Below are 14,728 nucleotides of genomic sequence, written 5' to 3' on the forward strand. Positions count from 1 at the left end.
AGTCGATACCTAAAGCATGAGGGTGTGAAATAATTAATTCAATTTAATCGTCAATAAATTTGTTAAAGTAACTAAGATCAACTTCATATACCGTTTTAGGCTTGAGACCCAGCTCAACCTTTTCAAACATTTCAACAAGCTTATTTCCATCAACAAGCTCAATTTGTGGTGCTCCTTCTCGATTAGCTTCTTTCACCGCCTCATTTGTGAATGTACCAGTTGTAAGAATAATGCCTTTATCTGCTCTTCCTATCATGGCATTTCTAAAATCCCCTACCATGGCTCTAGAAACACTACCCTTATATCTTTTGCATTGGAACAAAACTTTGAAACTCACAAAAGGATTTATTTCTAGTGTTCCATACCCGTCAATACCTCCATCCCTTGAACCTCCTGTGATATAGACATTCTCAAAACCGTGCTCTCTAAGTAATTCTCGGCAGACTTTTTCAAATCCTAAAGGGCTAAGGCTTTGAAGAATGAAAAGAAGATCATTGGAAATTTCAAAATCTTCAGGAAAGCTTTCCTCCTTTTTGTTAACGACTTCCTTGTCTAAGGAATCTTTTCTTGCTTTCTGATTAATCTTAACCCACTTCTTGCATATTTTGACTGCTTGCTCTTCAGTAACTTTTGCGGATTTCCCTTTTTCTGTAAGTTTCCAGGTTCCACGAACAGATGAATCTAATAACCCTTCCCAAACCAGATATTGGCGAGCCCATGCAACTTGATTGTGAAATTTATTTTGACCGCTACCTAAAACTTCATCAAGAATCTCATCGGACAAATTAAGGTTCTCGGCAATTTTTGAAGAAACTTCACGTGGTTTACCAGAATCGCCAAGATCTCTTAAGGCATCAAGTAAAGGGCCAAACCATTTTGTAAATTCTGCTCGTTTAGTTTTTTTTGCCATATTACCTTCTCTAAGCTAATTCCAATAATTGGCAAGTAATTCTGCCTGCTTAAGAACTGTTTCTGTAGCCTTTGCCTGCTTATCGGGAGGGTAGCCGTATTTCCTCAAGGTGCGCTTGACAAGTACTCGAAGCTTTGCTCTGACACTTTCTTTAATAGTCCAGTCTATTGTAGCATTTCTCCTAACCTTTTCGACTAGCTCTCTGGCAATATCACGTAGGGTGTCATCTCCTAATACCTTTACGGAACTATCATTTATCTCTAGCGCATCATAGAAAGCAAGCTCGTCTTCTGACAAATTAAGTTTTTCGCCTCTTCGTTCAGCGTCCTTAATCTCTTTAGCAAGTTTAATAAGCTCCTGAATAACTTCAGCAGCGGTAAGAACCTTATTCTGGTATTTCTTAATTGAGTTCTCTAGCATATCAGAAAGAGACTTACTCTGGATGAGGTTCTTCTTCGCCCTAACTTTTATCTCATCGTTAAGAAGTTTTCTGAGTGTTTCCAAAGCAACATTCTGATGTTGCATCCCTTTAATTTCCATTAGGAAATCGTCTGATAATATTGATATGTCAGGCTTTTTGATACCAGCAGCATCAAATACGTCGATAACTTTTTCCGAGACTAAAGCCTTATCAATAACTTGCTTAATAGCGGTCTCGATTTCCTCATTCGACTTGCCTTGTCCAGTTGCGTCAAACTTTGCGAGTCTTGCCTTTACAGCCTGAAAGAAAGCAACCTCATCCTTTGCGTCCATTGCCTGCTCATGGGGAATAGCAAGCGCGAACGCTTTTGATAATGCCGTCACCTCATCAAGGTATCTTTTCTTACCATCTTCAAGTGATAAGATATGTTCCTCGGCAGCAAGAATGAGAGAAAGCTTTTGTGAAGTTTCAGCAGCAAAGTACTCCTCATAAGGAAAGCCGTAGAACATTTGAGAAACGACTTCTATCTTCTCAAGCATCAGTTCAACAGCCTGTTCCTGTGCAATCGTTGGGTCTCCTTTTCCACCACTTTCTGAATAGAAAGCAAGAGCCTTTTTAAGATCAGATGCAATCCCCAGATAGTCAACAACAAGTCCGCCGGGTTTATCTTTGTAGACTCTGTTTACTCGGGCAATAGCTTGCATTAAGTTATGCCCTTTCATCGGCTTATCTATGTACAAGGTGTGCATAGAAGGAGCGTCAAATCCGGTAAGCCACATATCTCTTACTATAACCAGCTTTAGCTCATCAGCATTATCCTTCATCCGATCAGCTAATACTCTCCTTTGCTGTTTGGTCGTATGATGTTTTGCCATCTTTGGGCCATCTGAAGAAGAGGCAGTCATAATCACCTTTATTACCCCCTTATCTAGGTCGTCGCTATGCCATTCCGGTTTGAGTTCAATAATTGCTTCATATAAGTCAACGGCAATCCTTCTGGACATCGACACGATCATTCCTTTCCCTTCAAAGACTTCCTGTCTTTGCTCAAAATGGTAAACTATGTCCTTGGCAATATTCTTGACGCGCTGCTCACTCCCAACAAGAGCTTCAAGCTGAGTCCATTTTGCTTTGGCCTTTTGGGTTTCAGATAGTTCATCTAATTCCTCATCCAATTCCTTTACCAGCTCTTTTCCTTCATCAGTTAAGGACACTTTAGCTAAACGGCTCTCATAATAGATACGGACAGTCGCACCATCGTCAACAGCCTGGGCAATATCGTATATGTCAACATAGTCCCCGAAAACCGCAGGAGTATTTACGTCCGAGCTTTCGATAGGTGTACCGGTGAATCCTAGATAGGTGGCATTTGGAAGAGCATCTCTCAAGTATTTAGCGAAGCCATATACAACCTTCTGACCGATGACTTTTCCTTGGTCATCTTTTTCATCTACAGTTTTTGCCTTGAAACCATACTGCGTTCGGTGTGCTTCATCGGCTATAACAATAATGTTCTTCCTATCAGACAACTGCTCATAGACGTTCCCTTCCTCCGGTTGGAACTTCTGAATGGTTGTAAATACTACGCCACCAGAAGCGACCTTTAGCAAAGTTTTCAGATGATCTCTATTGTCAGCTTGTATTGGGTCTTGTCTAAGTAATTGAGTAGATGAAGCAAAAGTATCAAAGAGCTGATCGTCTAGATCGTTCCGGTCAGTAATGACCAAAATTGTGGGGTTATCGAGCTTTAGAACAATCTTTCCGGTATAAAACACCATCGACAAAGACTTCCCGGAACCTTGAGTATGCCACACTACTCCACCTTTGCCATCACCATTAGCAGCGGCAGCCTCTTGTGTGCTCACGACAGCTTTATTTACAGCGTAGTACTGATGGTAGGCAGCAAGTTTCTTGACTGTCTCTATGGAAGTAATACCCGTCTTAGCATTTATCTTTTTGGATTTTTCAAAAACGATAAAGTGTCTGACAAGATCGAGAAGGGTTCTCTTGTTCAGCATCCCTTTAATAAGGGTTTCTAGCTGACTGACTAGATGAGAGGCTTCAGCTTTACCGTCAGAAGACTTCCAGGACATGAAGCGAGTAAATCCTGCTGAAAGCGATCCGGCTCTAGCCTCTAAACCATCAGATATTACCGTAAAGGCATTATAGGTAAAGAGGCTAGGGATTGTTTCCTTGTAAGTCTGGAACTGCCTGAAAGCTGATTTAATTGTGGCGTTTTCATCCGCAGCATTCTTTAGCTCTATTACTACAAGGGGAATACCGTTCACAAAGAGAATGACATCAGGTCTTTTATTAGTGTTATTCTCAATTACCGTGAACTGATTGGCTACTACAAACTCGTTATTTTCAGGATTATTAAAATCGATTAGCCATACGTAATCACCTCGTTGGTCTCCGTCTTTTTCGTAAGTAACCTTTACTCCCTCAGTCAACAGCCGATGAAATGCCTCATTATCGGTAATAAGTTCTGGCGATTTAAGCCGTTGAATTTGTTTGATCGCATCTTGCTGTGCATCATAAGGAACTTTGGAGTTTATTCTACCAACTGCCTTCTGAAGGCGGTCTAAGAGTAATACTTCTTCGTAACTTGATCTTTCTGGATTGTCTCCGTCCGGAGCAATCTCAGGAGCATAGACATACTGATAGCCTAGGTTCTCTAGTAACTCTATAGAGAAATTCTCAATGATATTTTCAGTAATCTTGCTCATTCTTCTTCATCCGTAAGGAATGCTTTATATTCAGTTAGATATGCGCTGTCGTCAACATTAAAAAGTATTTCACTGGCCGTGTAGGAATATAGTCCCATCTGAAATTCTCCGTAAAGCTCATCCCAAAACAGGTTGAAATCCTCACAATCTAAGTAATCCACTTTGTCTTCCGGTGATTCAGCAACAAGTCTAGGATTCTCATTTTCAAAGTTACGTATTAAAAAACAGGCTACAATCGCTGTAGTCTCTATCAAAAATTCTTTAGTCAGCTCATCGATTCGATCATTACGCTGTTCAATTTCCTCTAAAGTTCGTCCATGTGCAGTAGCACCTATTTCATTTCTTAAGTTACCCATCTGCTGCCCGATAGTAGCTAAGGCTGATGATACTTGAGTAACTAGATCAGTCTTTGTATAGCCGAGAGCCGCGAAGGCATTCTTAAGAACACTATTGACACTGGCTGTAGCGCTTAGTTCTACCTGCTTCTGAGAGCAAATCTCTTTTCCAATAGACTCTAACAAAGCCTTTGCGTTTTCAGCGGATTGACTGAAGTCACTTTCCAAGTAGGTTTCTATTCTTAAAACATACTCTTCTAAGGGTTGCCACCTGCCATATTGTTCAATGAGACCTTTTAGCTTTATCATAGGAACACGGGATTAGGTTACCTTTATGTCTCCACTAATCAATTTAGATAGAAGAGTGTTTCTTAGTTTCTCCAAGGTTTGCATTTGAGTCTTGTTTTGATTAATTTTTTCCAAACTTGGCCTAATAATCCCAGAAAACTCAATAGCTTTATTTTTGTTAGGAATAGAAAATTCTACATTTAGCATCACGCTCGGTCTAACTCGCTGATGACTACCACTAGTACCAGAGGCTGCCATCTCTAACTCAGACGTAACTGCATCTGATTTGAATAAATAATACAAAAAAGGAAATACGTCTAGATTCTTGGGTTTGAATACCTGAAACTCAGTTGAGCAAATCGAATTTGGTTCAACGCTCCCATAAATAGGCCAAACTCTTGGGAAACGAGGGTTTAACTTAGAAACAAGAATTGTATTAGATGTTACCTGATATTTACTACTTCTAATTTCTGATCCTAACTCCAAATTCGGCTCGCCTCCGTTATCGTATGCTGGAATGCTATAATGTGAAAACAAGACATCTGGGTTAGAGGACGGTGATACGCTATTTTTTAGATGAATTACATACTCTTTTATTCTATGTGTTTCCCAACTGTCATCGGAGGGATCGACGAACCAATGTCTAAAGAGATTGCCTGCGATCAACTCTAAAGTAATATTTTGATTATATAGTAAATTCAGTTTTTGATCTAGACTACTTAGAATAGATGAAATACTTTCTTGTTCTGAGAGTGGAGGAATATTTATTTTAAGTCCCTCTAATTGACTTTTTGAAACGTTAGGAAAAGTTGACCCTGTAGCACTGTTTAATAGTACCGGCAGATTATATTCTATTACTGCCCTAAGAAAGTACTTATATTTTATTCCTTTTTTATGTCTGATTGCAGCTAACCCTCTTCCGATAGCATATTTTTTATCCGACCAGTTCATCCTACCTGTGGTCGATCCCCTAACGCAGAATAAAATATCATTCGGAACGCTATACTTTTTAGCATCAGTTGTGAATTGAATCGCCTCTGGATTCTTAATTCCAAACTCCGTGGGCCCATTAAGCAAGGGTGTCCCGACTCCCTCTCTATTGCACGTATGCCCTTTAGGAGACTGCCCCATTTCTATCTCAGCAATATCCTGTAGAGAGCCTTCTTCCCAATCACTCATTGACTTTAATCTTTTTAAGGTTAGCAATGATTATTTCATTGAGCTTTTCCTCTTCTTGAATTTGTTCTTCGAACTCCTTTTTAAGAGATAAGAATCTTTCGTTAAAATCAAATTCATCATCATCATCTGGTATCCCTATATATCTTCCAGGAGTAAGAACGTACTCGAATTCTTTTATCTTTTCAATAGATGCAGAGCTGCAAAACCCTGGAATATCTTTGTAATCACCATCTAGCCGCTTCCAATTATGATATGTCTCGGCAACTTTTCCAATATCTGCTTCGGAAAACTCACGAGTACGACGATTAATTAGATAACCTAAATTTCTAGCATCTATAAAAAGGACTTCATCTTTTCTATCTCTATACTTTCCATTTGATCGATTTCTACTAAGAAACCATAGTGAAGCAGGTATTTGGGTGTTTAAGAAAAGCTTGGTTGGCAAATTCACTATGCAATCAATTAGACCCTCATCAATAAGTGTTTTCCTAATTTTATCTTCTCCTCCCGTGTTTGAAGTCAAAGCTCCCTTAGCAAGAACAAATCCAGCTAAACCACTTGGGGAAAGATGATATAAGAAGTGTTGAACCCAAGCAAAGTTAGCGTTTCCTGTAGGCGGAATACCATATTGCCACCTGCCATCTTTTCGAAGTAAATCGCCACTCCAATCGCTAATATTGAAGGGAGGGTTTGCAATAATATAATCCGCTTTCAGGTCTTTATGGGCATCGTTGAGAAAAGACCCCTCATTATTCCACTTCACTTGGGAACTATCAATTCCTCTAATTGCTAAGTTCATTTTGCATAGTCTCCAAGTGGTGAGATTACTCTCCTGCCCATAGATTGAAATATCGTTTATCTTTCCTTGATGTTCAGTCACAAACTTTTCCGACTGAACAAACATCCCTCCTGATCCACAACAAGGATCAAAAACTCTACCCTTGTAAGGTTCCAGCATTTCAACCAAGAGTTCTACTACACTTCTTGGAGTATAGAACTGGCCTCCCTTTTTACCTTCGGCAAGAGCAAACTGTCCGAGAAAATATTCAAAAACATGACCTAAAACATCAGCACTTCTAGACTTTGCATCTCCTAGGGCTATATTACTTATTAAGTCAATTAGCCCTCCTAGACTTGTAGGATCTAAGTTTTGCCTCGCATATATCTTTGGTAGAACGCCTTTTAGAGAAGGGTTATCCTTTTCTATAGCAACCATTGCATCATCAATAACCTTTCCAATATCCGGCTGCTTTCCCTTTGACCGTATAAAATTCCACCTCGCTGACATGGGTACGAAAAAGACATTTTCGGCCTTATATTCATCCTTGTCTTCGGGGTCTGCCCCTTCATAAATTCCTTCCCCTTTCTTAAGCTTATCATATAGCTCTTCGAAAGCATCAGATATGTACTTCAAAAAAATGAGGCCTAGAACCACATGTTTATACTCAGCAGCATCAATGTTTTTCCTTAACTTATCCGCAGCCTTCCAGAGCTGTTGCTCAAGCGACTCAAGTTTGTCGTCAGTTTTGTTTTTTGCCATGTCTTCTTTAAATTCAAGAATGATCTCAGAAACATTTATCTCTTCTTCAGTATCTAATTCAGTCAAAACTTAGCTCCTAGTAAATTTGATAGATGCTTCTGTTATAGGATGTATCAGCAAAAATGTTAAATTTTTTCGCAAATTGCCAATCAGGCTTCTTCTGTCTCCTCGACATCTTCGTAAACCTCTAGTTCTTCTGCATCTTGTTCTTGCTTAATTATAAAGGCGTCCAGAGCTTTAGTTATGCGACTGAGTCGATTATCAAAGAATTTAGCGAAGTCATTCTCCCAAATGCCATCTTCTTCAATATCAATGAAGTGAGTCTTCATAGTAGATGCTAACTCTGGGTTTTTATCAGCAAATACAGTCATGTATTTGGCAGGAGCCTTTGCTCTGATCGTATTCTTATTGAGGTAGCCATCTACGATGGTGATGTTCACAATGTGGTTAACGAAAAAGTAATCAGAATCCGAGTTCTTCTCCATCCATGATTTTGGAAAGAAGTGATGATAGTTTCTACTGGAAGCAATCTTTAGCCAGCTATTGTCGATAATAACATCGAGGTTGTTATCAAAAGACTTTGGCTTTTGCTTTGCATACAAACATAGAATAGCTTTGATGAAGGACTTGCCCGTACTGAAATGACCGTTGCCTTCCACGAATTCTTCATTGACTGTGACTGACCATTCATACTTTGGAAGCTCTCCTGTGATAATCTTATCGATTTTTTCGATGTCCTTAGCCAACTTACTTTCAACGCCCGACGAATACCGAAATCCAAGAGAAGCGCGCCAGAAGAAATCTTCAAGGCGTTTCTTCATTTCACCGCTAGGATTCTTTTTATGACGGTGGAAAAAGTAGGCAAATGGTACTATCAGTGCATTATAAGGAAGGATACGTCCAACAGCAATTCCATAGCTTCTGAAAAAGTCGATACTACTCTTAATACACTCCGTTGCATCTTCCCAAATCTCAATAAACCTCATTTTGTCGAGCTTGAGAATCGACTTCCGTGTGCAGTCTTTTTCTAACAAGATGGCAACCACTTGAAGGATAGTTGCCGACGGGACAGTCTCGTAATGACATGCCTTTAGCTCATTAGTAAGGGCTTCGTACTTTTCAGCCAGATCGAACACTTTCTGTTGCTCTTCGCCTTCTTCAAGGTCAAAGATATGGTAGGTCTTGGCTACCATAATTTCAAAAAGTGTAAGTGCTTTTCCTCCAACATTCAATCGGGTGAATACTTCAGTAGCAACATCTATCGGAGCATTCTTCAGGTTGATGACCGAGAAATTATAGGATTGAATGGCTTCTTTGTATCGTTTCAGAATGGAATGACGTTCTCTAGGGTATTTTGCTAAAAGCATAAAATCACCCTCCATCAAGTCGGTAAGCCTTATTATGTCGAATTCACCTTTTCCTTCGATTTCGGTGATTACAATTTCATCGCCTTCACTGGCCGTCAAGTCGATGTAGATTTCAGAGTAATCAAGCAGCTTATTATTCTCGTCCCGAATTTGAACTCCTTTCATTGCTGCATATAGAGAAGTAAGTCTTTGCTGGCCATCGAGTACATAGTTAACATACTCTCCATGAGTAGGATCAGGTAATTCGATGCTCCCAAGGTTTCGGACAGAACGTAAACGTTCATTTGTCCGCCAATAAATGAATGTGCCAATAGGATACTTTTTGAGAATACTATCAAGCAACTTTGCGGATGCCTTTATCCCCCAAACAAACTTCCTCTGGAATTGTGGGATTTTTACTTGTCCTGTCTCAATGTCGCTTATCAGGTCTGAATACTTTACTGGAACATTCTCTAGAGATGTCTTAGACTGGGTCATAAAATGCTTATTATTCTGCGCGTATTAATCTGTTATAGATATACGAGTAAATCTACACAAAAGTTACCTTATACTGCTTTCAGGTACTTGTACATTGTGCTTTTGGAAATACTAAGATACCTACAGATTTCTGCTACAGACATATCTCCCTTATCGTATAAAGACTTGGCGATTATCGCTTTATCCTGCGCTTCTTTAGAAAGCCCCTTCGGGCGACCACCTTTTCGCCCTCTGGCACGGGCAGATTCTAGCCCTGCTTTGGTACGCTCACTGATGATGTCACGCTCAAACTCAGCCAGTGCTGCAAATAGATGAAAGGTCAGCTTGCCTTGTGGAGTAGTTGTATCAATGGAGTCATTGAGTGATTTCAGTCCTGCCCCTTTATCCTGTATCTCGGTAACGAGGTTAACCAGGTCTCGCAGTGACCGCCCTAGTCTATCCAGTTTCCATATAATGACAATATCGCCCTTGCGGAGCTGGTCGATCATCCTGCGAAGTTCCGGCCGGTCAGATTTGGCACCGCTGGCTTTTTCTTCAAAGATGAGTTCGCAGCCTTCTTTCTGCAAGGCATCTTTCTGTAAAGAGAGGTTTTGGTCTTTGGTGCTTACTCTGGCGTATCCGATCTTCAAGATAGTGTCTCCTAAAAGGGTTCACTATCGGCTTTATCATACTTTGATAAAGTAGACCAGTTTTTTATACAGCTAATGAAAAGAAAAAAGGAAAATGGAGTTTGGGGATACGGTGTCCGGTAAAACGGTCGTTTTTTCGGACGGTCTAATAAGAGACCTAACTAGTTGATCACCTTCCAATTCTAGAATATCTTTGCGATCTCGTTTCTCATAGGATAAAGGTGGAACTAAACTGATAATTACTGCGTATAAAAGACTTAATGGAATTACAATCTTCAAAATTATGATAGAGTCTATTGAACAAGGAAGGAAAGAGGATGGCAATCGCTCAATAGCAGATAAGATAATTAAGCGTTTGCATGACATAGAAAAAACGGTCGAAAACAATAGAGGAAGATGGGTATGGGAACTTCTTCAGAATGCTAAAGACAGTATTTCTGAATGCCAAGGCAGAAAGGTGGCTGTGCAGATTGAAATCACAAATGATTCTGTCATTTTCAGTCATAATGGACTTCCTTTCACGGAGAAGGATGTAAGAGGAATTATTAATCAAATATCCTCCAAAGAAGTAGAAGAAGGGGAAATCAGTAAAAATACGGGGAGGTTTGGGACAGGCTTCATAACAACCCACTTACTTTCAAGGGTAATAGACATCAAGGGCATCGTAAAAACGAATAATAAAGAGCTTTACAGCTTTGAGTTTCCCCTTGATAGAACAGGAAAAACTACAGGACATCTAGTTCCCAATATTGAGAAAGCATGGGATAGATTTCATCGCTCTGTGGAAAAACTAAATGGGAGCTATAATCAATCAACTTTAAATACTTCTTTCCGCTATGAGCTAAAATCAGATGAACAAAAGAAGATTGCCAAAATTGGGATCGAAGAATTTAAGGAGTTAGTTCCTTTTGTTCTAGTATTTGTTCCACAAATTGAAAGCGTGAGGATTATCGACCGCATTGATAACAAAGATGTACTATATAAGCCCAACGGTTCTTTGGAGGATGGCTTAATCGCCTCAATATCTAGGATTGAAAATTTTATAGAGAACTCTATTCTAGTTCTAAATATTTCTGATCAAGAAGTTTCCATTGCAACGATAGTAAAAACAAACCAAGAAGGGTATGTCATCGGGGACATCAAAAATATTCCAAAACTATTTTGCGATTTTCCGTTGATTGGTACTGAGTCGTTTCACTTTCCTGTCATAATCAACAGCTTCTATTTTAATCCACAAACTGAACGGGATGGTATTTGGCTCAAAGGAGACGATGACGATGAAGTAGCAGAAAATCGACGGTTGCTTAAAAAAGCAACGGAGTTGTACAAAACTCTTATTTCGAATATTTCTACAAAGCCTTATTTCAACCTTTATAACATAGCAGAGAGCAGAATACCTGCAACTAATCGGAATTACTTTGACGAAGAGTGGTTTAAGGTCAATATTCAAAATCCAATTCGAGAACTTCTTCTAAATGCTAATCTAGTTGAGCTTGAAGATAAAGAACTTGGCAAAAAAGCAATAAAAGAGTTGTGGTTCCCTCATAAATCTTATCCTGATGGTGTCCGAGATAAGATATGGGAATTCTGCTATGATCTTTTCCCAGAGAGTGTCTGTAGAAGAAATCATACAAAAGAATGGAGTCACTTATCTTGGAAAGATTGGAACATATTAACCTATGCAGATTTAGTTTCTGACGTTGAGAAACTAGGTGAGTTGTCAAAACTGGCAACAAGCCTAGATGTGGAAGAAAACGAGGCTATAGAATGGCTTAACCGTTTTGTGGCATTCATTCTGGAAGATGAGACTAACCAAATACTTTTTGAAAGGAGTGCTATTATTCCTAACATGTATGGTAAGTTTCATAAGCGAGCTGAATTGTTTATTGATAAAATAAATGATGATGAGTTGATCGAAATACTGCTCTTGTTAAATGAAGACTGGAAAGAGCTTCTTCTTCATAAATCAGTAGGTTTTGGGAAGTATCAAGTAAAGGAAAAAAAGGATATATCTAATCGGATAACAGAAATTCTTAAGAATACAAGAGATCGGGGAGATAATTACAAACAGGCAATAAGCCTATTGTCTGAATGGTTTGACTACAATCATCCTGACCTGGGCAAAGATTTATTCTCAGAGTTATATAGGAAAAGAGCAGAGCTTTTCATGAACACTATCAGCGATAAAGATAGTCTATACAAAGTGATGAGAAGCAAAACTGACTTAGCTCAATTGTCAAAGATAGCTCAAGCTGTCGATGAAAATCCTCAACTACTCGAAAAGATCAAAATAGCAGATGAGTTTTCTGGGTTATTGAAAGAATTCAACCTAAAAAGTGTCGAGGAGTTGAAAAGCCTTTTAGCAAATTCAACAAACAGCCAAAAGAATAGGCCTGCAAAGGTTGAAATTACTAAAGAGGTCTTAGCTAGCTTAGGGATAAGCTCAATTGATGAGCTTGAAGAAGCCCTAAAAGATAAGGACCTTGCAGACCTGTTTCATGCTTCAAAACCGAATTTCAGTGCCTTCCTGTATGCTCAAAACCTTATCACAAGAGCAAAGACTAACATCATTGCTCACTTGAAACAGCACCCACAGTATGATTGTGAAGAACTGGAAGAACTAGCCACTACCGTATTAGGAGGAATCAAAAAGAATGGAGTATCTATCTTAGTAGTAGTTCGCCCATCTGATAACGGTGAGGTGATCATTTACTATAGTTCAGAAAAAGACACCTTAGATTTTGCAGAAGCTGAATTATGGATAGATAATGGACGGGAGACACCAAGGCATCTTACCCTTGGTAGAATTTTAAAAACTACGGGTATCAATAAAATTCCAGTTTAGGCATGGACATCAACCAAGAAATAACACAGCTCGTTGGGCAACCCGAAGGCATTAGCCTTGAATACAAGGCAGTACTACCACCTTCTAGAAATATTGCTCAGTTGATAAGCTCTTTTGCCAACGCCGAGGGAGGTTTTATAATATTAGGCGTTTCTGACTTGGGCGAAGTAAATGGATTAAGCGAAGATTTTCATGCCAATACGATCACACACAAAGCTTTAGACCTCTTATCACCACAGCCACGAGTTCAATATCAATACGTTACCGTTCAAGGCAAAAAGCTTTATGTAATAAAGGTTGAAAAGGCTGATTCCATAATTCTTCTCGAAGGGAAGACTTATGTACGAGAGGGAGCTACTTCTAAGCTATTGAATGCTTCAGAGGTAAAGTTCAAGAAAAATGGATACAAAAGGATCAAAGAGATTAATGATGAACTAGAAACTTCTAGAAAAGATGCTACTGAATCCAAGGTAAAACTAATCGAACACTATCAGAATATCCTAAAACTTATTGATGACTTGGAAGATAAATTATACCCAAGTGATCCTAATACTCCCACAGAGAATGCTGAAGGCAAGGTACTAGCACGAATGTTGTATTCTTCGTTTGTAGATAATTTTGAAACCTATCTTTCGGATTTGTTGTACGAGATTTTTCTGGCGCGACCTGAGACTTTAAAATCGACTCAAACCGTGACTATCGAAGAAGTACTGAATTGTTCAGACCTTCAAGAGTTCGTTAAATATTGGTCTAAACAAAAGCTGCATAAACTTCAAAAGGGTAGTGTAAAAGGCTTTATCAAAGACAACAAGCAGATTCGTGACCTAAATGTATTTGACAAGAGCATGGAAGATGAGGTTGAGAAATTGCTGCAAATAAGGCACCTGTATTCTCATAGGAATGGAATTGTCGACGAAAAATTTCTACAGTACTTCAGGTCAGGTTATGTTCTGAATGCGGAACATACCATGTCTATTAGTGAAATTTGCGATAAGCTGAGCTACTTAATTGATATTGTGAATCAAATTGATGGAAAAGCTTCAGCGAAATATAAACTTGCCAGTGCCAGCTAGAATTGAAGACCCTCCATTAAGCAGGAAGCCCATTAGTAATCCGCCCTAAACAGGACGGAATACATGACCATCTTCGATGAAATAACCTTCTGCGTCAAGGTCGCGGGCATAGGCTTCGTAGTCAATGTAGATGCTTAAGCCTTCAGGTATGGAGTGTGCATAAAGTTCATCAAAGCTTTCGGTGGCGTAGTCTAGGAAAGAGTCATACTCACCTAAATAGGCATCTTCAAAGTTGTTGCTGGCTATTTCCAGGTTGTCGACATTGTTGTAATAAATCGCAAAAGCTTCACCGTGTTCGGCTAGTGCTTCTACTATGCTGACGATAGTGTCCAGGCTTTCATATTCGGAGATGCGGATACCACCTAGTTCAAAATCGTGGATAGCCCATTCTTCGGCTACTTCACCGTATTGCTTGGTGTATGGACTGGTGCGGAGAATTTCGTTGATTTCTTCTTGAATCTCGTCAGCGGTGAGACCTTCGACATCAACCCACTTACCGTGAAGAATACCAGCATTATAGTCGGATAAAGAAGCGATGTAGATTTGATAAGTGTCTGATGATGATTTTTTCTGATTTGACATGGTTCCTATTTGTTAAGTTGGTAATTGGGCATCTGCCCTTTTTGCGGAACCTAGAATCAGTGAAGGTGAACCCTGTGCAAGGAAAGAACAGCCATTTATTGCGGCTTGTCCCAAAAAATTGATGGTCTAAGACGAAGCGTGCCTTGCAGAGGGTGAGACAAGATGTATCTTAGTGCAGCTGAAAAAGGGAAGAATGATCCAATACCCAAATTAGGGAACCATAACGGCTGGAATAAAAATCATCACCGTTTACTCTCATCTTGCAAAGCTTAACCGAATTGACATTTGTCGTCTTCAATGTATTGGACTGACGGCCTTAACACTGACGATTTCTCTTGCTATCGATTTAAGTC

10 protein-coding genes are annotated in these 14,728 nt (G+C 39.4%); 2 read left to right on the forward strand and 8 right to left on the reverse strand.

The window, feature by feature from the left end:
- Positions 1-43: 43 nt before the first annotated feature.
- The 7 genes from MRY86_RS09465 to MRY86_RS09495 form a co-directional block, all read right to left on the reverse strand.
- Positions 44-910: a restriction endonuclease gene (locus MRY86_RS09465; RefSeq protein WP_293571348.1), complete on the reverse strand. Its 867-nt coding sequence runs from the start codon at positions 908-910 to the stop codon at positions 44-46.
- Between the two features lie 15 nt (positions 911-925).
- Entirely contained in the window at positions 926-4,060 is a 3,135-nt protein-coding gene (locus tag MRY86_RS09470) for a type I restriction endonuclease subunit R (RefSeq protein WP_293571350.1), read from the reverse strand.
- Positions 4,057-4,704: an abortive infection family protein gene (locus MRY86_RS09475; protein WP_293571351.1), complete on the reverse strand. Its 648-nt coding sequence runs from the start codon at positions 4,702-4,704 to the stop codon at positions 4,057-4,059. Before MRY86_RS09475 ends, MRY86_RS09470 begins: the two co-directional genes overlap by 4 nt.
- Positions 4,705-4,716: 12 nt before the next feature.
- Complete coding sequence (locus MRY86_RS09480) at positions 4,717-5,862, reverse strand: restriction endonuclease subunit S (protein WP_293571352.1); 1,146 nt, start codon at positions 5,860-5,862, stop codon at positions 4,717-4,719.
- Positions 5,855-7,402: a class I SAM-dependent DNA methyltransferase gene (locus MRY86_RS09485; RefSeq protein ID WP_366145562.1), complete on the reverse strand. Its 1,548-nt coding sequence runs from the start codon at positions 7,400-7,402 to the stop codon at positions 5,855-5,857. Before MRY86_RS09485 ends, MRY86_RS09480 begins: the two co-directional genes overlap by 8 nt.
- Positions 7,403-7,551: 149 nt before the next feature.
- Positions 7,552-9,246 carry a DUF262 domain-containing protein gene (locus MRY86_RS09490; RefSeq protein ID WP_293571356.1) on the reverse strand — a complete coding sequence of 565 codons (1,695 nt, stop codon included), beginning with the start codon at positions 9,244-9,246 and terminating at the stop codon, positions 7,552-7,554.
- Between the two features lie 68 nt (positions 9,247-9,314).
- Positions 9,315-9,875 carry a recombinase family protein gene (locus MRY86_RS09495; RefSeq protein WP_293571358.1) on the reverse strand — a complete coding sequence of 187 codons (561 nt, stop codon included), beginning with the start codon at positions 9,873-9,875 and terminating at the stop codon, positions 9,315-9,317.
- Positions 9,876-10,158: 283 nt separating this feature from the next.
- On the opposite strand from MRY86_RS09495, the gene MRY86_RS09500 reads away from it, so the two are divergent.
- Positions 10,159-12,720 (forward strand): hypothetical protein, encoded by a 2,562-nt coding sequence (locus tag MRY86_RS09500; protein WP_293571359.1) that lies wholly within the window; start codon positions 10,159-10,161, stop codon positions 12,718-12,720.
- Between the two features lie 2 nt (positions 12,721-12,722).
- Complete coding sequence (locus tag MRY86_RS09505) at positions 12,723-13,793, forward strand: ATP-binding protein (protein WP_293571361.1); 1,071 nt, start codon at positions 12,723-12,725, stop codon at positions 13,791-13,793.
- Between the two features lie 45 nt (positions 13,794-13,838).
- Here MRY86_RS09505 and MRY86_RS09510 read toward each other — a convergent pair whose 3' ends face one another.
- Positions 13,839-14,375 (reverse strand): antirestriction protein ArdA, encoded by a 537-nt coding sequence (locus tag MRY86_RS09510; RefSeq protein WP_293571363.1) that lies wholly within the window; start codon positions 14,373-14,375, stop codon positions 13,839-13,841.
- Between the last annotated feature and the right edge of the window lie 353 nt (positions 14,376-14,728).

The sequence above is a fragment of the Phaeodactylibacter sp. genome, from assembly GCF_022763345.1.
Lineage (GTDB): Bacteria > Bacteroidota > Bacteroidia > Chitinophagales > Saprospiraceae > Phaeodactylibacter.

What these genes read in the sequence shown, in the direction of transcription:
- MRY86_RS09465 (WP_293571348.1), bottom strand. Translation starts at nt 910, where the DNA reads ATGGCAAAAAAAACTAAACGAGCAGAATTTACAAAATGGTTTGGCCCT.
- MRY86_RS09470 (WP_293571350.1), bottom strand. Translation starts at nt 4,060, where the DNA reads ATGAGCAAGATTACTGAAAATATCATTGAGAATTTCTCTATAGAGTTA.
- MRY86_RS09475 (WP_293571351.1), bottom strand. Translation starts at nt 4,704, where the DNA reads ATGATAAAGCTAAAAGGTCTCATTGAACAATATGGCAGGTGGCAACCC.
- MRY86_RS09480 (WP_293571352.1), bottom strand. Translation starts at nt 5,862, where the DNA reads ATGAGTGATTGGGAAGAAGGCTCTCTACAGGATATTGCTGAGATAGAA.
- MRY86_RS09485 (WP_366145562.1), bottom strand. Translation starts at nt 7,402, where the DNA reads ATGGCAAAAAACAAAACTGACGACAAACTTGAGTCGCTTGAGCAACAG.
- MRY86_RS09490 (WP_293571356.1), bottom strand. Translation starts at nt 9,246, where the DNA reads ATGACCCAGTCTAAGACATCTCTAGAGAATGTTCCAGTAAAGTATTCA.
- MRY86_RS09500 (WP_293571359.1), top strand. Translation starts at nt 10,159, where the DNA reads ATGATAGAGTCTATTGAACAAGGAAGGAAAGAGGATGGCAATCGCTCA.
- MRY86_RS09505 (WP_293571361.1), top strand. Translation starts at nt 12,723, where the DNA reads ATGGACATCAACCAAGAAATAACACAGCTCGTTGGGCAACCCGAAGGC.
- MRY86_RS09510 (WP_293571363.1), bottom strand. Translation starts at nt 14,375, where the DNA reads ATGTCAAATCAGAAAAAATCATCATCAGACACTTATCAAATCTACATC.